Below are 21187 nucleotides of genomic sequence, written 5' to 3'. Positions count from 1 at the left end.
TGCTATATTAATCAACTTTTGCTTGTTTTGTGCTTGGACAATAAAAATTCGCGCAGGCAAAGGGTTGCCTGCGCGATGATGTCATCTTTGGCCATGTGTGGGATAGCCAAGTTTCCAGCACTTGTTGCTTCAGCAAGGATTTAAATGACCAATAGTCATATATGCGAAGGTGATCTAAGTTTCAAGGCCTTTTGAAATAATACGATTTCCCGTGTAAGTGAGAGGTAATTTACCTCTATGTGCTTATTCTGCCACACGTATGTACAGAAAATATGTTCTGCATTCCATTATAATTGACCGCCGGTCATTTTTGTCGTTTTATGAGTCTGGAGAGTCCGGGCAGGCCAAACACCCGGTGCACACGTAAAATCAAGAGGTTAAGATGAAAAAATTATTGATCGCTTCCAGCGCGCTTGTCGCTGTTGCGTTTGCGGGTCAGGCTCAGGCGTCCGAGCCGATTAAATTGTCGGTTGGTGGCTACATGAACCAATGGGCCGGTTTTGCTGATCAGGAAGTCGGTGATCGCAACAATGCCTTCCAGTCCGACACCGAGATTCACTTTAAGGGTTCCACGACTCTTGATAACGGTATTGAAGTTGGCGCGGTTGTGGAACTGGAAGGTGAAACTTCCAGCGACCAGATTGATGAACAGTACCTGTATATAAGCGGCAATTTCGGCCGCATCGAAATGGGCAAAAACGACAGCGCGGCCGACTCGATGCAGATTGTTGCACCCGCGGTCGGTCCTGTTGGTGTTAACGATGGTGACCTCGACATCTGGGTAAACTCTTATCTGATTGACACCACTGTCCCGAATGGTGATCAGAACCGCGTTACGTACTTCACGCCAAGCATTAGCGGTTTCCGAGCAGGTGTGTCCTTTGCTGATAATAGTGAGAAAAATGGTCGCCTGAATGTAAGCACGACTCCCGGGTCCCAGAGCATCTATGGTTCAGACACCTCTGGCTCTGGCGATAACATCGTTTCCGGTGCTCTTGAATATACCGGTGATTTCAGTGGCATCTCGCTTGGCGTTTCGGCGATTGGCGAAAACTGGGGTGAAGGCAACCTTGTTGGCGGCGGTCTGAATGTTGGTTTCGGCAACTTTACCGTTGGCGGTTCCTATTCACATACAGATGATGACTATGGCTTCAGCGAAGGTAGCCGCAATCCGGACGATACCGATCAGTTCGATATCGGCGTTTCCTATGAAATGGATGCCGCAGCTGTATCTCTGACCTATGGCTATGCTGAATATGGTAATGGCAGCCGTGGTAATGGTACCGGTGAAATCAGCACCGCGGATCTTGGCCTTGCTTACACCCTTGGTGCCGGCGTTGCCTGGAAATCCTCGATCTTCTGGTTCGATGACGAAGTCGATGGCGCAGAGGACAATGACGGTTACGGCGTTGTCACCGGTCTGGCACTGACTTTCTAATTCCTAGGAATTAGCATGATTTGAAAAGGGCGGTTTTCCGCCCTTTTCTTTTTGTTCAACATCCGTGTTTCCGGCTCAGATCCCGATATCCTGACGCAGAAAAGCTAAAAAGCGGTCTTTCTGTGCGACAAGGTCGGCAACACAGGGAACCGGATTTTCGGTCACAAGCCGTTCGGCCAGTGCTCTGTCAGAATTGACAGGCAGGTTTCCGAGTTCCGACATTGGAAGTCGGAGGCTACCCATGCATCCGATTTCACCCGATGTGGTTGCGCGCAATTTTGCAAGCCCGCAGGGCGCTTCGCAGAACTCGCCTTTATAACTGCTTTGCCAAGGGTAAAGGTTGTGGTGGCGGCCCTGTAAAACGGTGGCAGAGGCCGAGCTATAGATGCCAATGCCGGGCGTCTGAAACAGCTTGGTGATATGAGCAGGTCCGCTATCGGCCAGAACGACATAATCCTGTTCCCGGATGAAGGACACGAGATTTCCGATGGTTTTGAAACCGTCAACGACGCGGATATTCGGCGTGTTGAACGACCCGATCGTGTCCTTGTATCTCTTCATTACCCCCTGATAGGCGTTGAGAATCAGAGTGGTTTCAAATCCGGATTGTGCAAGGAGTTCCGTGGTTTCGTGCACTAGTTCCGGGGGAAGGGTGCGAAGGGGGGATGAGGCCATTGGCAGGATGCCAATTTTCATACCCGATGCCAGTTTCGGCGCGCGCTCGGATGCAAGCGGGATCGGCGGAACTCCGAATGCCTCGCAAAGTGCCTCTTCCGGGTTAACTGGCATGGTCGCGATATCTTTCCAGCCTTCCATCTCGCTGAAATCGATCAGATAGTCGAATGTTTTGAGGCGTTTGGCGGAGATGAAAAGCTGAAAGATCGTGATATCGGGGATGGTGGCGAATATGTCAGACGCCGTACCGCTATTGAGCACAGCGATTTTCACGCCGGGATATTTTGTTGCAAAGGCACGTAGAAACAGAACCATGCCGACACAATCGCCAATCGCATCGTCCGGGATCAAAAACAGGACCCGTTTACGATCAAAATCAGTATCGGCCCATGCACCGCGGGCAAGGACATCAGGTTGAACGCTATCTGATATGATTTTTACTGATGGCGCATTGGCAAGAATTTGCTGGCGCAAAAGCGATGAGGCGCGTGTCAGATAGGCCGGGCTATTATCCGATGCCTGCACGAGGTTCGGGCTGACATTGGGCAGGCCGAACTGAAACGGCTGTTTTGATGAAAACCGGGTAAATTTCTTACGGGCGGGATGGTGATGTGCAGGCATTTTCGGGCGATCTCCGGTCACCTTTTGCTCGGTGTTATGTGGCAGAGAACCCGATCCCGGCCAAAGATGCAACGCCCGATCCCTTTAACAGGGCGACATTGTCAGGTTTTATGCCGCCAAGGGCAACGGGGATAAGGCCAAGACTGAGGCAAAAAGCAGTTCTTTGAAGGAATATCGAAAACGTCATGCCCGGTTGACCGGGGTGGCTTTGGGAGGCAAAAACCGGCGAGATCAGAACCCCATCGGGACGTTGATCGGGTGCGAGAAGTGCCAGCTTGCGCAGGGTTTGCAAGCTGTGGCAGGCGGATGTCACAAACATGTCGTGTGGTATTTGCCGATAGATATGCGGTCTTTTCTCGATGTGGTATTCCGGCAAATGAATACCATCGGCATCTAGGCGCAAGGCCAGTGCAAGATCATCGGCAATCAGGCAAAGGTGATCATATTGGCGACAGGTTCGCCGAACGATGTAGGCAAGGTGTGCACGGTCCTTAGGGTTGAGCCCGTAGTGTCGGAAAATGACCATGCTTCTGCGCGGCAGACCGATGATTGCCGGGATCGGATCGGGCACGCGTTTGTCGTCGGTCATCAATATGATCGGCGGGATTGGGCAATCAGGACCGCCATTGCGCAAATTGAGTTGGCGTGCCTGCTTTGCCAGTGTGGCATCCATTGATAGTATCCCGATTCTGTTTCACCGATTCCTGTACCTATTTGGGCCATCATCCATGAGCGATCAGCATCTGTCATCCGGCAATCCCGACATCGCGGCCAATCTTGCCGAGATCCAGCAAAATATCGATAAAGCCTGTACAGCGGTTGGTCGCGCACCCAGCGATGTCACCTTGATCTGTGTCAGCAAGAACCACGACGCCGATCATGTGCACCCCGCTCTTGTCGGCGGGCGGCGGGTGTTTGGTGAAAACCGGGTACAGGAAGCAGCAAGGAAATGGCCGGGCCTCAGGGATGAATTCCCTGATATCGAACTGCATCTGATCGGGCCTCTTCAGACCAACAAGCTAAAAGATGCGGTTGTGTTGTTTGATGTGATCGAAACCGTTGATCGTCCAAAACTTGCCAATGCGCTGGCAAAGCATCGCGATACGATCGGCGAATGCCCCGATCTTTATATCCAGATCAATATCGGAGAAGAACCGCAGAAAGCCGGAATAGCCCCGGCCGATGCCGATGATTTTATTATCGACTGTATCGAACGCCTGAAATTGCCGATCAAGGGATTGATGTGCATCCCGCCGGTGGATGAGGAACCGGCACCGTATTTTGTCCTGTTAGGCAAAATTGCCGACCGTCATGGTTTGGCCATTCGCAGCATGGGCATGAGTGGCGATTACGAAGCAGCAGTCCGGCTTGGCGCGACCCATATCCGTATCGGGACAGCAATTTTCGGCTCACGGGGCTATTAAATCGCCAGATGAAGCCTTTTAAAGACGGCTGCAACTCTGTTTTTATTGCTTTCGACGCAAATCTGATGCTGTAAACGCCGATTTTTCTATCTTTAAGGTGTGATTTCGGTCAAATGCCCGAATTTGGCAGGAAATGTGGATAACTGGCCCAGACGTATAAGACGCATTCAAAGCCGTTTTGTGACGAAAAAAATCAAAAATCCCGCCAAGTGGATATAGCCCGGCGGGATTTTTGCAAATTATTTGTATTTCTGCGGTTTGTCTGGGTCTGGTTATGGAACGAGCTTGTAGCCGCCAGGCTCGGTGACCAGGATCGTCGCGTTTGACGGGTCCTTTTCGATTTTCTGGCGCAGGCGATAAACGTGGGTTTCCAGCGTGTGGGTGGTGACCCCGGCGTTATAGCCCCAAACCTCGTCAAGCAGGGTTTCGCGTGTGACCGGCTTGTCGCCAGCGCGGAACAGGAATTTCAGGATCGAGGTTTCCTTTTCCGTCAGGCGAACTTTTTTCTCGGTCGTGGTTTCGATCAGAAGTTTGGCGCTGGGCTGAAAGCTGTAGGGGCCGATAACGAAAACAGCGTCTTCGCTTTGTTCATGCTGGCGAATGTGGGCACGAATGCGTGCCAGCAGCACGTTCAGGCGGAACGGTTTGGTAACATAGTCGTTGGCACCCGATTCAAGGCCCAAGATCGTGTCGGAATCGCTATCGGCACCGGTCAGCATGATGATCGGGGATTTGACCCCGGCGCGCCGCATCAGTTTGCAGACATCACGACCATCCATATCGGGCAGGCCGACATCAAGAAGGATAATGTCGTAGTAATTTTCTTTGGCGACTTCGAGGGCGTTTTGGCCACTATTGGCGACGACACATTCGAATTCCTCATGAAGCCGGAGCTGTTCGGTGAGAGACTGGCTAAGTGCCGCGTCATCTTCGACCACCAGAACCTGTTTACCTGTCGACATTCGCCATCCCTTGCTGCTTGCTAAATCCCGCCTATATTCTGGGCCTGCCGACGGTTCTTTTTGTGGCATTGTTCTCGTAGGCCCGCCATATACTTAGGATCAGAGTCTCATACTGCGTTTTGAAGAACAAACTGTTTTCGCTTTAGCCCATTGACGTGCACCCTATCCAGCCCCATACCGACCGGATCGCGATGTTGTGATCATCCGTGTATGACCCAGAAGAAACAAAGACTGCAATGACCCAATCTGCTGCCGTGCCATCAAAAGCCAATGTTTCCGCGACCGATCTGGTGACCGTATCGCGTGCTGTTGCCGATTTGCGGCGCGGTGAAATCGTTCTGGTCCAGGGACAGGCAAACAGCATTGCCCATTGTGTGGCGGTGATTGCTGCCGAACCGCTTTCCGACCACGGGTTGGCGCGCCTTCATGACATTGCTGGCAAAAGCGGAAATACCGCGATTGTTTTGCCGCGCGTGCGGGCCAGATCGCTCGGCAAGACCTGTAAAAACGATCATTTCATTGCTTTTGTCAGCGCCAAAAAATCCGCTGTTGATGCGAAAGTGTTGGCCGAGATAGCCAATCCGTTGCTGGATCTTGAAAGCATGCCAGCTGGCGCGTGGCGTCCGGTCAATATGGCCGAAAGTGCGGCCATTCGCCTTGCGAAGCTGGCTCGGTTGCTACCGGCGGTGGTGACGGCACCGGTTGACCCCGAACAGCTTGAAATGCTGTCAAAGGTGCAGAACCTTCTGGTGCTTCAGTCCGAGAGCATCAATGGATACGAAGACGCATCGGCCGCAACCCTGCGCCAGGTCAGCGAAGCACGCGTTCCGTTGGAAAATGCCGAGAACGCAACGGTTATCGCGTTTCGTCCGGAAGATGGTGGTCAGGAACATCTGGCGATTGTGATTGATGAGCCGGCAAAAGATCAGCCGGTTTTGATCCGGCTGCATTCAGAATGCTTTACCGGCGATTTGATCGGGTCGCTGAGATGTGATTGCGGACCGCAATTGCGCGGAGCGATTGCCGAAATTGCGAAAAGCGAGCAGGGCGGAATTATTCTTTACCTGCGACAGGAAGGGCGCGGTATCGGGCTTGTGAACAAATTGCGCGCCTATGCATTGCAGGACCGCGGTTTTGATACGCTGGATGCCAACGAGGAACTTGGTTTTGATGCTGATGAACGGGTTTATCGGCCAGCTGCCGAAATGCTGCGTCAGATGGGGTTTGAAACTGTCCGGCTCCTGACCAATAATCCCGAAAAGCTTACTGGGCTTGAAAGCTGGGGCGTGACGGTTGCCGAACGTGTGCCGCACAAGTTTCCGTCCAATGGTCATAACGAATTTTATCTTCAGACCAAAAAGGACCGCGCGGGCCATCTGTTTTGAGTCGCGCATAACGGAAGCCGCCTGATTATGACTGCCTGATGCTACCCGGCAGAAGATTCCGACAGGCAGTTCTGCGTCAAATTCTCTTTCAATAAATTCCATTAAAATCAATACCTTAACTAGAAACAAAACTGGCACTCCTTTTGCAAAATAGTTGGCAAGAGGAGGACAGATATGTCGATTGGTGCAGATTGGCGGCAAATATCGCCCGGTAACGGGGCAAGCATCGCAAACGGAACGGCAGGCAGCGGGTCTGCTGGATCGGGTGCAGCCGAGCAGCTTGTTGATGGTGCTGAAGAAGGCCGCAGCTTTTCCGAATATATGTTCGGAAAGGACGGCTTTGAATTCACCGATTTCCTCGATGTGATCAATCCTTTGCAGCATATCCCCGGCGTGGGCATGGTTTACCGCAGCATCACAGGCGACGAGCTTGGCAATGGTGCGCGCGTTGTTGGTGGCGGTCTGTTTGGCGGTATCTTTGGTCTGGCCGGTGCGGCGGTTGATGCGGTTGTCGATATGGCGACCGGTGAAGATACCGGTGCGCATATCATGGCGATGTTTGAAGGTGACGAGGCCCCGGCAGATCAGCCGATGATGGCCGATGCATCGCTCGAAGGTGGCCCAACTGGCGGGGCCAGCGATCTTGTCCTGCCGTGGATGGTTGGTGACAGGTCAATGGGCGGTGAGGATGGTTTACCGGTCGATCCCGCCGAACAAGCAACAATTACCGATGCTGCCCCGGTGGCCGGTGTTGAGACCCTGGCGATGAACGAACAGCCGGGTACTACGACCCAAACAGGTACCATGGCCTATAATGCGGCTGATCTGGTGACGCCTTGGGGCGGGGCGGTTCGTAATGCCAATGCCGCAGTTGCCTATGGTGCTGTTAAACCAGTCGCAAGTCCGGCCGTCTCTAATGCTCAAACCCTGACGCAATCAGTTGCCCGACAGCAGGTCGCAGCGTCGTCAGCTTCAATGTCAGCGGGCGATGATCCCGCAATACAGACCGCCCAGCGTCTTTTGGCCAAGGCAGGGGATGATGTGGCCGGAACCAATATCGACGCGCAGGATGCCGATCCGGCCGAACTGGCCGTAGCAATTGCACGTGCCGGGCAGAGTGATATTGCATCAAACATGACCATGCGCACAGCAGAGGATAGCCGCAATGGACATCAGGGCATGATACAGCGCGCATCCTTTAGCAGCGAAAATGGTGATACGGTCTGGGCACGTGCGCAAAGTTCCGGGCGGTTAAGCCGTGGAACATCGCAATTTGGCGTCGCGCCCGAAATTGCTGCCCGGGAGGCAAAGTATGCCAAGATCAAGCAGGGTGACGTAACCAAACCGGCAAATTCACAAGAAGCAGGTTTGGGGCAGCAGGGCCCCTTGAGTGCCGCGGAAATGGCCGCACGGTTTAACGCAGCCCTTGGCCGTGATCGGGCGCAAACCATGGCAAATGATGCCGTTGCATCGACCAATGCGGTGGCACAGGACAAGCCGGCATCAGGTCAGCAGATTCAGCGCGATGATAGGGCAAATTCAGAGCCCGACATAGCGCGCAATGATAGCGCAGACAGTGCCGAAATGGTCCATCCATTGATGGAAAAAGCACAAAGCCACAGCAATAGCGACGCCCCGGTCGGAGTTTGGTTCAGTCAGACCATGATGGACGGGCTTAAGAAATACCAGGCAATGCAGGAAGGTCGCCAGCAGCCCGCAGGCAATTCAATCTGATTACCCGATCATAAAGTATCAAAAAACCCGACAATCGTTTGACGTCGGGTTTTGTTTTGATTTAGTAACGAATCCTTGGCGATTTTAGCGATTAAGGAAACCGACGATTTCCTTGACCTCTTTGAGGATCGGCTGGGCAATGGCATCCGCACGTTCTGCACCCTTCGCCAGAACTGCGTCGATATAGGTATTGTCGGCTTTAAGACGTGCCATTTCTTCGGTGATTGGTGCCAGTTTTTCGACAACAACATCGGTCAGCGCCTGTTTGAAGCCCGAGAACTGGGTTCCACCATGTTCTACCAGAACGTCAGAAACATTTGCATCGGTCAGTGCGGCATAGATGGTGATCAGGTTTTTGGCCTCGGGGCGGCCTTCAAGACCCGCAGCCTCGCTTGGCAGCGGTTCCGGATCGGTTTTGGCCTTGCGGATTTTCTTTGCTAGCGTGTCGGCATCGTCGGTCATGTTGATGCGCGACATATCCGATGCATCGGATTTCGACATCTTTTTCGAACCGTCACGTAGTGACATCACACGCGTTGCCGGACCAAGAATCAGCGGATCTGGTTGCGGGAAAAACTCGACGCCAAAATCATTGTTGAACTTGATCGCAATGTCGCGGGTCAGTTCAAGATGCTGCTTCTGGTCTTCGCCGACCGGCACATGGGTTGCCTTGTAGGCCAGAATGTCGGCGGCCATCAGGCTTGGATATGCATAAAGACCAAGTGATGCGTTTTCACGGTTCTTGCCGGCCTTTTCCTTGAACTGGGTCATACGGTTCAGCCAGCCGATGCGCGCGATACAGTTGAAAATCCAGGCCAGTTCGGCATGTGCCGAAACCTGACTTTGATTGAACAGGACATGTTTTTCCGGATCAATGCCAGATGCGATCATGCTGGCAGCAAGTTCGCGGATGTTGGAACGCAGTTCATTGGGCTCTTGCCAGACGGTTATGGCATGTAGATCAACGACGCAGAAGATGCATTCGAAGTCTTTCTGCAGGGCGACCCAATTGCGGATCGCACCAAGATAGTTGCCAAGATGAAGGTTACCAGTGGGCTGAGCACCCGAAAAAACACGTTCCATAACGGTGTCGTCCATTTCCAAAAAATGTGTTGATTGATCTGCATGCTCCGCCAGGTTTTGGACACCCGCCGGCGGACGAGCCTGCAAATCTTCGGGCGGGAGTTAAGCCGCCGGACCGGATTTGGTCAAGCGGCTTGTCCCGAAATGACGGAAATAAGGTGCAATAGTCGTCTTCAGGCAGTGTTGCTGCGTTTAAGTGTTGTTTTCAGTTCCGAGAAACTGGTCGCGCCCGAAAGCTGTGCGGTGACGGCGTAAATCAGCAATCCGCCACTGACCAGCCCGGCCATGGTGATGACGCGCGTGATTGAAAGGGCGTCATTTTGCCACAGCCAGTCGATGGTAAACCACAGGGCAAGCCCCATCAGAACCGATGACAGCAAGATGCGTGGTACCCGGCGTTTAAGCCGGTCGTCAAAGGCCAGATCACCGTGTTTGTGCAGAATCCAGCCAAGCGCGCCTGCATTGATCCAGACCGAGGTCGAGGTTGCTGCTGCAATCCCAAGATGGCCGAAGGTCGGCATCAGGGCGATGATCAGAACGATATTGATCACCATGGCGGAAATGCCGATGCGGATGGGCGTTTTAGTATCTTCGCGCGCAAAGAATCCCGGCGCGAGAACCTTGACCAGAACCGACGCGGGCAGGCCAAAGGCAAAAATGGTCAGCGCCATGCCAGTCATCAGCGTTTCGCTGGCGCCAAAGGCACCGCGTTCAAACAGGACATTGATGATCGGAATACCCATTACGCCAAGCGCAACCGCGGAAGGCAGGGTCAGCAGCAATGCGATTTCTATGCCGCGATTCTGGCTATACATTGCGATTTTTGGGTCTGCCCCCTGAAGTTGACGCGACAGGGTCGGCAGAAGGGCCGTGCCAATCGCGATCCCGATGACGCCTAGCGGCAATTGATGCACGCGGTCGGCATAGTAAAGCCAGGATACGGCACCATCCGAAACAAGGGATGCCAGCATGGTATCGATCAGTAGGTTCAACTGATAGACTCCCGCACCGATCATGCCCGGGATCATGCGTTTGCCCAGCAACTTGATCCGGTCATCAATTTTGGGCAATTGCCATTTGATGGCAAAACCGGCGCGTTTGCAGGCAATCACCAGACAAACGAACTGCGCGATACCGGCAATCGCAACCCCCCATGCCAGGGCATGGGCCGGGGTTTCGGTCATCGGTGTCAGTCCCAGAAGGGCACCGATCAGACAGATATTGAGAATGATGGGCGCACCCGCTGCCGCGGCATAGCGGTGCAGGGTGTTAAGCACACCCGACATCAGGGCAACAGCCGAAATGAAGGCGAGATAGGGGAAGGTAATACGCGACAGTTCGACGGCAAGGGCGAATTTTTCCGGGTCTTCGGCAAATCCCGGTGCAAAGACATGCATTGCCCAAGGCATGGTGATTTCGATGATCGCGACCAGAAAACCGGTAATCAGGATCAGCATCGACATGGCGCGTGCGGCAAATTCGCGCGCGACATCAAGGCCGCGTTTTTCAATATCTCCGGCTAGCAAAGGTACAAAGGCGGCGTTAAACGCACCTTCGCCAAACAGGCGGCGGAACAGGTTGGGAAATTTGAAGGCGACGAAAAAGGCATCAGCCATGCCACCGGCACCTAGCATCCCGGCAATCATGATGTCGCGGGCAAAACCCAGAAGACGCGAGATCAGGGTAAAACCACTGACCGTGGCAATGGAACGTACGAGCGACATTCGCAATCAAATCCAAAAAAAGTTATGAACCAGAATATTTTTTAACCGTGGCAAAGAGTCCCACCGGGTTCGTTAGTCATGAAATCTGCCAGTCGAAGGTGAATAACTCGTAATGACGGCGGATTAGCGGTGAGTGAGAGGCGATAATTTTTGCCTAAATAGGCACACAAACATTGAACTTTTGTGAAATGGACTGTGGTTTTGTAAAAAATGCAAGTGGTTGTGACAACCGTCACAGAAAATATGCTTCAATACTCATACATTGCAACTCGCTGAGGATTCGTTGGGACGCGAGCCTCGCTATTCTGACCGGACGAGGGATAAAGGCGCTCCACCTCAACCTGCTGCATTCCGAGGAATATGATGTTACGGGACAACAGGCCATAACATCAGGTTTCAGGACCGACCAGCCCTCGTCCGTTCAAACTTCCGACACAAAATAAAAATTCGATCATGGCGCTTGCGTCATTGAACACGGATCCCTGCCGGGGCGATTTGGCGTTTGGCCAACCGCAGGGGCGGGGATTTTGTGTTTTCGGATCGGTTTTCAGCCGTTTTCCAAGGTTTGGGTCAGGGTTTCCTTGACCTGCAGGAATTTGGTGCGGCTATCAATTTTCAGACCAAACACGTCCTTGACGTAGAAAACGTCGACTGCGCGTTCGCCAAAGGTCGAAATACGCGCCGATGCGATTTGCAGCGAAAGGTCGCGTAATGTGCGTGTGACGTCGTAAAGCAGACCCTGTCGGTCGCGCGCGGTAATTTCAATGACCGTATGGGTGCGGCTGGCCTTGTTGTCGATGATGACGTTTGGCTCGACTTTGAAGACGGCGGTACGGTGCTTGTTATCCTTGATCTGGCGACGTTCGATTTCCTGACTCGGTCGCAGACGGCCTGAAATCACCTGTTCAAGCGTTTTGCGTAATTTATCGAGCTTGGATTTGTCGTTGAAGGCCTCACCATTGGTATCCTGGATAAAGAAGGTATCAAGTGCCATGCCGTCGGCAAGGGTCAGGATTTTGGCATCGACGACATTGGCGCCACACAGCGCCATCGACCCGGCAATCTGGGAAAACAGCCCGGGATGGTCGGTGGTGTGGACAATGATTTCGGTGGCATCGATATCGGTTTCAATGCGCATATCGATCGTGATGTCGGCACCGCTTGCCTTGGCATCACGGGTCAGATGGGCATGACGGACCTGGGTTTCGGTGTCAAAACTGAGCCAATAGGACGGATAACCGCGATCAATGAAGTCCTCGACATCCTGTTCTGGCCAGTTGGATCCGGACGCGGCTAGCGCATCGCGCAGCGCCTGTTGAGCACGGGCGACACGTGAATCGCGGCTATCGGCGTTCAGGCCGCCCGAAAGCAGATCATCGGTGGCATAGAAAAGTTCGCGCAGAAGCGTTGCCTTCCAGCCATTCCAGACATTCGGACCAACGGCGCGAATATCGGCGACCGTCAGACACAATAGCAAGCGCAGTCTTTCCTGTGACTGGACCAGATCGGCAAAGGCGCGAATCGTGGTTGGATCATTCAGGTCACGCTTGAACGCCGTCAGGCTCATCCACAGGTGGGCCTTCACCAGCCAGACGACGGTTTCGGTATCGGCAGGCGACAGGCCCAGACGCGGACAAAGCTTTTCGGCGACTTCGGCGCCGAGTTCTGAATGATCACCGCCTCGGCCCTTGGCGATATCATGAAGCAATACCGCGACATAAAGCACGCGGCGCGAAATCACCTTTTCCATGATACGGGTGGCAACCGGGGCTTCTTCTGCCAGTTCGCCGCGTTCTATCTGGTTCAATATGCCGATCGCACGGATGGTATGCTCGTCCACGGTATATGTGTGGTACATGTCGTATTGCATCTGGGCAACAACACGACCGAAATCCGGGATGAAGCGGCCCAGCAATCCGGCCTCGTTCATTTTGCGAAGAGGGATATCCGGCGTATCGCGGTGGGTCAGGATTTCAAGAAAGACCTCGTTCGCGGCCGGATCCTTTTGCAGTTTGTGATCAACCAGTTTTAGGCTTTGTGTTACCCAGCGCAACGTTTCGGGGTGAATGCCGACCCCGTTCTGATGGGCGACAAGAAACAGGCGCAAAATCTGGATCGGGTCACTTTGCAGGGTTTCGAGACTATCGACCGTCAGTCGATCATTGCGCAGCTGAAAACCGTCGACTTCCTTGCTGCCAAAGAAACGTGCCGGGAAGCGGATCAGCGGTTTGCGTTGATGGCGTTCTTCAAGGGCGGCACAGAAGATGCGGGTCAGGTTGCCGACATGTTTCACCATCAGATAATAGTGTTTCATGAAGCGTTCGACACCTGATGCGCCTGCATGGTCGGTATAGCCAAGCTTATCGGCAATATCGCGCTGCATATCAAATGTCAGGCGGTCTTCTTCGCGTCCGGTCAGGTAATGCAGCCAGCAGCGCACCGACCACAGGAAGTTTTGTGCCTTCAGAAAGCCTTGTGCTTCCTTGCGGGTCAGGACTTTGAGGTCGACAAGTTCAAGCGGGTTGCTGACGCGGTAAAGGTATTTGCCGATCCAGAACAGGGTATGAAGATCGCGAAGGCCGCCTTTGCCGTCCTTGACGTTGGGTTCAACCACATAGCGGGAATCACCCATGCGAATGTGGCGTTCATCGCGTTCGTTCAGCTTGCCTTCGATGAATTCAAGCCCCGTGCCCTTGACCAGTTCTTCCATGAAGCGGGTGCGGAAGGCGTTATAGACTTCTTCATCCGCCCATACGAACCGGCTTTCAAGCAGGTTGGTGCGAATTGTGATGTCCTGTTTGCCCATGCGCAGGCAGTCATCAATCGAACGGGTGGCATGACCGACCTTCAGCCCTAGATCCCAGAGCATATAAAGGATGTATTCGACAACCTGTTCGCCATGCGCGGTTTGTTTGTAGGGGAACAGAAACAGGATATCGACATCAGATTGCGGCGCCATATCGCCGCGACCGTAACCGCCGACCGCGACAACCGCCATGCGTTGCTCATTGGTTGGATTATGCAGCGGATAGACGAATTTCAGGGCGAAATCATGGATCAGACGGACAATCTGATCGATCAGGAAACTGTTGGAAAAGACCGCGTCCTGCCCGGAATTGGTTTCTTCGAAACGGGCACGGATGACCTTGCGGCCATTCTCCAGAACGGCTTTGAGGTGTTTAAGGATTTCCGCACGCTGTTTGAAGGATGTCAGATCCGCATTGGCAGCGATGGTTTCAAGCTCGGCAAAGATTTTGCGGCGGTCGATGATTTCGCGCTGTTTCTTGATTCTATACGTCACTTGAAGTGGTTTCCTCGGTCGCGTCTGGCATAAACGGGCTGGTTGCCCTTTTGGGTCCACCACAATGCATATGGCATGCCGTGTTTCCGATGCCAGTGTTAGGCTGATCGCCGGAGTTTAACATCAAAAAGCAAACAGGCACCTGCCTGATATAAGGGCAAAGTGCCTGTTTTTAATGCGTTGGCCGATATTTTTCGCGACAGATGCGAAATCAATCGCGCATGGCGCGCAAGCGATACAGCGCATCAAGGGCTTCGCGCGGGGTCATGTTATCGGGATCGATTTCAGCCACAGCATCCAGAAGGGCCTTATGTTCCGGCGACAATGCAGGGGTTTTGGCTTTCTCTTCCTGTTTGACCTGCTCGATTGCGGCAGCAAAAAGCGGCAGGTCATCGGCCAGTTTTGAAACCGCACCGCCCTGTTCGCCCTTCTCTAGGGTTTTCAGTACCTGTTCGGCGCGTTTGATCACTGGTTTGGGCAGACCTGCGAGCTGGGCAACATGAATGCCATAAGACCGATCCGCACTTCCTGCACCGACTTCGTGCAGGAAGACGACTTCGCCCTGCCATTCCTTGATCAGCATGGTGTGACAGGACAGATGGGCAAGCTTGGCGGCAAGGGCTGTGAGTTCATGATAGTGGGTTGCGAAGAGGCCACGGCATTTATTGACTTCGTGCAGGTTTTCAACAACTGCCCACGCAATTGAAAGACCATCAAATGTTGCCGTACCACGCCCGATTTCATCAAGGATAACCAGCGAACGATCGGATGCCTGATTAAGGATGGCGGCTGTTTCGACCATTTCGACCATGAAGGTCGAGCGGCCACGCGCCAGATCATCCGCCGCCCCGACACGCGAAAACAGCCGGTCAATCACACCGATATGCGCTGTTTCCGCGGGGACAAAGGCACCGATCTGGGCCAGAACCGCAATCAGGGCATTCTGGCGCAGGAAGGTCGATTTACCGGCCATGTTCGGACCAGTAATCAGCCAAAGGCTTTGTTCGCCTTCAAGGCGGCAGTCATTGGCGACAAAGGGGCTGTCGCCATTTTCGCGCAGGGCGGCTTCCACCACCGGATGGCGACCGCCACGGATATCAAAGGCAAGGCTGTCATCAATGGTCGGGCGGATACATCCCTGATCACGCGCCAGTTCGGCCAAGGCGGCCGACACATCAAGTCCGGCCAGCGCCTGCGCGCAGCGGGCAATGGCATCGGCATGTTCAAGGACACTTGCGACCAGTGTGTCAAACAGTTCAAGTTCAAGAGCAAGCGCCTGATCCCCGGCCTTGGAAACCTTGCTTTCGAGTTCGGACAGTTCGACCGTGGTGAAACGGACCGCATTAGCCATGGTTTGGCGATGTATAAATTCATCGATTTCCATCATCCGGTCAGCCTGTTTGGCTGGTACTTCGATGAAGTAGCCAAGGACGTTGTTGTGTTTGACCTTAAGGCTGGTGATGGCCGTTTGTTCGGTATATCGGGCCTGCAGATTGGCGATCAGCTTTTTGCTTTCGCTTGAAAGCATGCGCAATTCATCAAGCGGCGGGTGATAGCCACTTGCGATAAAACCGCCATCACGTGCCAGCAGCGGCAGATTCTCGCTGAGCGACCGGCGCAGCAAATCAACCAGATCGCCATGATGGCCCATACCGGTCAGATGATCGACAAGGGCAGCGGGTTGGGTCGTCAGTCCGTCATTGCCACCGTCGGGTTTGTGCAGAAGGTTACCAATCGCAAAGGCGCAGGCCAGACCATCACGCATCGCAGCAAGGTCGCGTGGACCGCCACGACCGACTGAAAGACGTGACAATGCACGTTCGATATCCGGGCATTCGCCAAGGGCAGCACGCAGATCGAACCGCAGGGCATCGCGATCATGGAAATAGGAAACCAGATCAAGGCGTTTATTGATCGTGCCTGCATCGGTCAGCGGTGCGGACAGGCGGGCGGCCAGCAACCGTGCGCCGGCGCCCGTCCGGGTTCGGTCGATGACCGATAAAAGCGATCCCTTGCGTTCACCTGATTGGGTCTGGGTCAATTCCAGTGACCGGCGGGTGGCGGCATCGATTTCCATTGCAGCACCCGCAGCCATGCGTTGCGGTGGGGCAAGGCGCGGCATCTGACCCTTTTGGGTCAGATCGACATAATCGATCAGCGCCCCGGCCGCCGAAAGTTCGGCAATTTCGAATCCGCCAAAAGCGTCAAGAGCCGCAACTTCATATAGTTTTTTAAGGCGCAGCTGGGCATTTTCGGCATCAAAGCGTGATGCGGGTTGCGGGGTGATGACGTTTTTGTATTCGGCGTAGATATCGAACATTTCCGAACGATTCAGAAGTTTGTCCGATATCAGAAGCTCACCAGCGTCAAGACGGGCAAGGGCGGCAGGAAGCCCGCCCATATCACATGGCTGAACATAAAAATCGCCGGTCGACATATCAAGCCAGGCTAGGCCGACCTTGCCGCGAACTTCGGATATGGCGGCCAGATAGTTATGGCGCCGGGCATCCAGAAGGCTGTCTTCGGTCAGGGTACCGGGCGTGATCAGTCGGACAACGCCGCGTTTGACGACGGATTTGGCGCCGCGTTTCTTGGCCTCGGCGGGGTCTTCCATCTGTTCGCAGACAGCGACACGGAAACCCTTGCGGATCAGACGCTGAAGATATGTTTCGTGGCTATGGACGGGAACACCGGCCATGGGAATTTCGTTACCCTGATGTTTGCCACGTTTTGTCAGCGCGATATCGAGTGCCTCGGCCGCCTTGACGGCATCGTCGAAGAACAGCTCGTAAAAGTCGCCCATGCGGTAAAACAGCAGGCAGTCCTGATACTGCTCCTTGATTTCAAGGAACTGCATCATCATCGGGGTCGCACCTTCGGTATCGAACGAAAGGGGGACGGTCTGAGTATCGGAAGGATCGGCAATATTGTTCATGACGAGTGTGATAGCAAACCCTGAAGGCATTGACGAGGGGATGAAACGGCCCGGGAGCAGTTTTTGACCTATGCCATTGCAATGCCTGATTTTCTGTAAAATATGTTAAGATACGCAGGCAGCAAAGTGGCACGATCATCGCCGATTTGCCGCCCTTTGACCAGTGACCAAGGAGATAAGAAGATGGCAGCAGACCAAGCGACTCGTCAGGCACCGGAACTGGTTGGATTATTCGATACAAAAGACGGTTTTGATGCTGCGGTTCGGGAATTGCGCGAGAGCGGATTTTCGCGCACGGACCTGTCGGTTTTAAGCTCCCATGAATCGATCGATGTTGCCGGGGCGGATGGTCGGTCCTGGTCCGATGTGCTGACCGCACTGGTTGGTGAGGCAAAATACGAGGTGCCTTTGGTGGCATCGGGGGCGATTGCACTGTTTGGCGGGGCGGCAACCGCGCCGGTGGCGCTTGCGGTTGGTGCGGGCGTTGGCGCCGTGGCGCTTCGCGAGTTTATCGAGGAAGTTACATCAACCCCGCATACCGAAGATTTCGCCCGCGCGATCAATGCCGGGTCGGTGATCCTGTGGGTGCGGATTGATCCCGACAAGGAGGATGCAGAAGCCAAGGCGATCGCGATTCTGAAAAAGAACGGCGCGGAAAACATTCATCTTCATCAGGGATAATCCCTTGATTTTGGGTGCGTATTTGCATTTTTCGGCATGACGAACATGGTTTGCTAAAACGTTAAAGGCGATCAGAAATGGTCGCCTTTCTTATGTACGGTTGGTGTGCGGTTAGCATATGATGCGCTGCAACATACGGAAAACGCTACGTAATTTTGCGGTTGCCGTTAACGTCGCCTTTGACCCGGGGCCAGAAGCCTGATTTATTGAGCAGTCCGGCATGATGGCTCCACACCTGATTGCCGGGTTAAAGTTTACAGGTTCTCACCGCTTTCCAACCCACCACGCAAGCGTCAGTGAAAATATATGTCAGATTCAGAAATCAAGGTTCGTGACCGTGAAGCGCTGCTGTTTCATTCAAGTGGCCGCCCCGGAAAAATCGAAATCACTCCGTCGAAGCCGCTGACCACACAGCGCGATCTTTCACTTGCCTATTCACCAGGTGTGGCGGTGCCATGCCTCGAAATCGCCAAGAATCCGGCGACGGCCTATGACTATACGTCCAAGGGCAATATCGTCGCCGTGATCTCGAATGGTACGGCCGTTCTGGGGCTTGGTAATCTGGGTGCGCTGGCATCCAAGCCGGTAATGGAAGGCAAGGCGGTCCTGTTCAAGCGTTTTGCCGATGTTGACGGGCTGGACCTTGAAGTGTCGACCGAGGATGTTGACGAGTTCGTCAATTGCGTGCGCTTCCTTGGCGCGTCGTTCGGCGGGATCAACCTTGAAGACATCAAGGCCCCGGAATGCTTCATCATCGAGCAACGCCTACGCGAACTGATGGATATTCCGGTCTTCCATGACGACCAGCACGGTACGGCGATCATTGCCGCATCCGGACTGATCAATGCCTGCGACCTGACGGGGCGTGAGCTTAAAGACATCAAGCTCGTGATTAACGGGGCTGGTGCGGCGGCCATTGCATGTTGCGAGCTGGTCAAAAGCATGGGTGTGACGCCCGATAACGTCATCATGTGCGATTCGCGCGGGGTGATTTACAAGGGCCGTGAAGACGGCATGAACCAGTGGAAATCGGCGCACGCGGCCGAAACAGATGCCCGCACGCTGGAAGAAGCGATGGACGGGGCGGATGCGTTCTTCGGCCTGTCGGTCAAGGGCGCGGTGACGGCGGCCATGGTCAAAAGCATGGCCAAACAGCCTATCATCTTTGCCATGGCAAACCCGGATCCGGAAATCAGCCCGGAAGACGTCGCCGCGATCCGAAATGACGCGATCTGTGCCACCGGGCGTTCGGACTATGCCAACCAGATCAATAACGTGCTTGGTTTCCCTTATATCTTCCGCGGGGCGCTTGACGTTCAGGCATCCACGATCAACGAGGAAATGAAGATTGCCGCGGCGCATGCGGTGGCGTCACTGGCGCGTGAAGATGTGCCTGACGAGGTTGCTGCGGCTTATTCCGGCCGTCGCCTGCAATATGGTCCGGAATATATCATTCCGGCACCGTTTGACCCGCGCCTTATCATTGCGGTGCCCAAGGCCGTGGCACAGGCCGCGATGGACAGTGGTGTTGCACGTCGTCCGATCATTGATATGGCTGAATATGAAAATCAGTTGCGCGGACGCCTTGACCCGACGGCAGCGCATTTGCAACTGATTTCCGACTATGTACGGGCGCATCCGAAACGCATCGCCTTTGCCGAGGGCGAAGAGGAAACCGTTATTCGTGCGGCTGTGGCCTATCGCAATTCCGGTTATGGCACTCCGATCCTGATCGGGCGCGAGGACCGGATCGCAGAATCGGCCAAATCGCTCGGTATCGAAAGCCTTGAAGGTGTCGAAATCAGCAATGCGGCCCTTTCTCACAAGAACAAGGAATATGCCGAGTTCCTGTATGGTCGCCTGCAGCGTAAGGGCTTCCTGTGGCGTGATTGCCAACGCATGGTCAACCAGAAGCGTAACGTCTTTGCCGCGGTCATGGTGGCCAAGGGTGATGCCGATGGCCTGATTACCGGCCTGACGCGAAACTTCCATCGCAGCTTTACCGATATCAGTTCGGTGATCGATGCCAAGCCGGGCGAAATCCCGATGGGTCTTTCGATAGCAATTGCAAAAGGCCGGACGGTGTTTATTGCCGATACGCGTGTGCATAACATGCCCGATGCCGAGCAGCTTGCCGAGATTGCGATCCAGGCGGCCGAGAAAGCCCGTCAGCTTGGTCACGAGCCGCGTGTGGCAATGGTATCGCATTCGACGTTTGGCAACCCGTGGAGTGCTGATACCGACCGTATTCGCGAGGCGGTCGGCATCCTTGAGCGCAGAAATGTCGATTTTGAATTCGATGGTGATATTGCGGTCGACGTGGCGCTTGATACTGAACTGTTGAAGCTTTATCCGTTCTGCCGTCTTTCCGGCCCGGCCAATGTGCTTGTAATGCCGGCCCTTCATGCGGCGACAACGGCGTCAAAGCTTCTCGACAAGCTGGGCGGTGGTACGGTTGTTGGTCCGGTGATGATCGGGCTCGAAAAGCCGGCACAGATCACTCAGATGGGCAGTACGGTTAACGACCTTGTCAACCTGGCAGCACTGGCCGCACACGAGGCAGAACACGGCTAAGTTGCGCTAAACAATATTGTTAAAATGGCGGAATTGCTGATGCAATTTCCGCCATTTTACTTTAAGAGGCCGGAATATAACAAAAAACAACCGGTAATCGTGGGAACGTGACGTTGAATTTTTCATGCAAATGGCGTTTTGGGCTATGCACAGTTTTTTTGATTCTGTTCGGTTGCAATGCTTCCGGGCCTTCGTCAGAACTGATTACGTCCAGCTTGAACGAACTGCACGATGAAGCCCTGATAGGCATGCTATCGCATCTGGAAAATATCGAGATATCCGATACGGAGCGAGCAGGCGACAATCGCAGCCGTGTATCTGTGCGATACGAACTGGTGTTTGACATTGATTTTGCCAATGCCATTCGCATTGTTGCCGATCCGGGAGCAGCTTCGGAAGCCGAACGTATGCGGTTTCGTGATTATCTTGGTATTCTTGGGACTGTTGAATTGACGGGCCTGACCAGCCTTTATGGTGAATTTGAAAAAGATCAGCGCTTTGACGTCGCCCGGGTCGTCGATTTCGTCAAGATTAAAGGCAAATGGATCGCGCAGCCCTGATGGCTTTTATCGTTTGGACAATAGCGTGGATCGACCCGATTTCTGCCACATCGGACTGTAACAGGTTAGTGCCATAAAACGTATTTTAGG

At 53.9% G+C, this 21187-nt stretch carries 14 protein-coding genes; 7 read left to right on the top strand and 7 right to left on the bottom strand.

Annotated features, from left to right (window positions below):
* The first annotated feature begins 382 nt into the window (after nucleotides 1-382).
* Nucleotides 383-1438, top strand: coding sequence for a porin (locus TH468_RS06510; protein ID WP_085642730.1), 1056 nt, complete (start codon nucleotides 383-385; stop codon nucleotides 1436-1438).
* 75 nt (nucleotides 1439-1513) lie between these two features.
* On the opposite strand, the gene TH468_RS06505 is transcribed toward TH468_RS06510, so the two are convergent.
* Complete coding sequence (locus tag TH468_RS06505; protein ID WP_085642729.1) at nucleotides 1514-2734, bottom strand: glycosyltransferase family 9 protein; 1221 nt, start codon at nucleotides 2732-2734, stop codon at nucleotides 1514-1516.
* Between the two features lie 34 nt (nucleotides 2735-2768).
* Nucleotides 2769-3407 (bottom strand): thiamine phosphate synthase, encoded by a 639-nt coding sequence (locus tag TH468_RS06500; protein WP_085642728.1) that lies wholly within the window; start codon nucleotides 3405-3407, stop codon nucleotides 2769-2771.
* A 55-nt stretch (nucleotides 3408-3462) separates the two neighbouring features.
* Between TH468_RS06500 and TH468_RS06495 the strand changes: the two genes are divergently transcribed.
* Nucleotides 3463-4158, top strand: coding sequence for a YggS family pyridoxal phosphate-dependent enzyme (locus TH468_RS06495; RefSeq protein ID WP_085642727.1), 696 nt, complete (start codon nucleotides 3463-3465; stop codon nucleotides 4156-4158).
* 272 nt (nucleotides 4159-4430) lie between these two features.
* Here the strand turns inward: TH468_RS06495 and TH468_RS06490 are convergent, their stop codons facing one another.
* Entirely contained in the window at nucleotides 4431-5120 is a 690-nt protein-coding gene (locus tag TH468_RS06490) for a response regulator transcription factor (RefSeq protein ID WP_007088535.1), read from the bottom strand.
* A 236-nt stretch (nucleotides 5121-5356) separates the two neighbouring features.
* On the opposite strand from TH468_RS06490, the gene ribA reads away from it, so the two are divergent.
* Together ribA and TH468_RS06480 are read left to right on the top strand one after the other, a co-directional pair.
* A complete protein-coding gene (gene ribA, locus TH468_RS06485) occupies nucleotides 5357-6505 on the top strand; it encodes a GTP cyclohydrolase II (RefSeq protein ID WP_085642726.1) in 1149 nt (382 codons plus the stop codon).
* Nucleotides 6506-6679: 174 nt separating this feature from the next.
* On the top strand, nucleotides 6680-8239 hold the full coding sequence (locus tag TH468_RS06480) for a hypothetical protein (protein ID WP_085642725.1): 1560 nt from the start codon (nucleotides 6680-6682) through the stop codon (nucleotides 8237-8239).
* Between the two features lie 84 nt (nucleotides 8240-8323).
* On the opposite strand, the gene trpS is transcribed toward TH468_RS06480, so the two are convergent.
* The 4 genes from trpS to mutS all read right to left on the bottom strand — a co-directional run bounded on the left by trpS (nucleotide 8324) and on the right by mutS (nucleotide 17282).
* Nucleotides 8324-9322: a tryptophan--tRNA ligase gene (gene trpS, locus TH468_RS06475; protein ID WP_210402222.1), complete on the bottom strand. Its 999-nt coding sequence runs from the start codon at nucleotides 9320-9322 to the stop codon at nucleotides 8324-8326.
* 173 nt (nucleotides 9323-9495) lie between these two features.
* Nucleotides 9496-11046: a murein biosynthesis integral membrane protein MurJ gene (gene murJ, locus TH468_RS06470; RefSeq protein WP_085642723.1), complete on the bottom strand. Its 1551-nt coding sequence runs from the start codon at nucleotides 11044-11046 to the stop codon at nucleotides 9496-9498.
* A 547-nt stretch (nucleotides 11047-11593) separates the two neighbouring features.
* Nucleotides 11594-14347 carry a [protein-PII] uridylyltransferase gene (locus tag TH468_RS06465; protein WP_085642722.1) on the bottom strand — a complete coding sequence of 918 codons (2754 nt, stop codon included), beginning with the start codon at nucleotides 14345-14347 and terminating at the stop codon, nucleotides 11594-11596.
* Nucleotides 14348-14558: 211 nt separating this feature from the next.
* Entirely contained in the window at nucleotides 14559-17282 is a 2724-nt protein-coding gene (gene mutS, locus TH468_RS06460) for a DNA mismatch repair protein MutS (protein ID WP_085642721.1), read from the bottom strand.
* Between the two features lie 183 nt (nucleotides 17283-17465).
* On the opposite strand from mutS, the gene TH468_RS06455 reads away from it, so the two are divergent.
* The 3 genes from TH468_RS06455 (at nucleotide 17466) to TH468_RS06445 (ending at nucleotide 21097) form a co-directional block, all read left to right on the top strand.
* Complete coding sequence (locus TH468_RS06455; protein ID WP_085642720.1) at nucleotides 17466-17963, top strand: hypothetical protein; 498 nt, start codon at nucleotides 17466-17468, stop codon at nucleotides 17961-17963.
* Nucleotides 17964-18269: 306 nt separating this feature from the next.
* Nucleotides 18270-20537, top strand: a complete 2268-nt coding sequence (locus tag TH468_RS06450; RefSeq protein WP_085642719.1) for an NADP-dependent malic enzyme — start codon at nucleotides 18270-18272, stop codon at nucleotides 20535-20537.
* 215 nt (nucleotides 20538-20752) lie between these two features.
* Nucleotides 20753-21097 carry a hypothetical protein gene (locus tag TH468_RS06445; RefSeq protein ID WP_139834655.1) on the top strand — a complete coding sequence of 115 codons (345 nt, stop codon included), beginning with the start codon at nucleotides 20753-20755 and terminating at the stop codon, nucleotides 21095-21097.
* The last annotated feature ends 90 nt before the right edge of the window (nucleotides 21098-21187 follow it).

This window comes from Thalassospira sp. MCCC 1A03138 (assembly GCF_002115785.1).
Taxonomy (GTDB): Bacteria; Pseudomonadota; Alphaproteobacteria; order Rhodospirillales; family Thalassospiraceae; genus Thalassospira.
The sequence above is the reverse complement of the archived record's forward strand: the minus strand, read 5'-3'. Positions and strand labels throughout refer to the sequence as shown.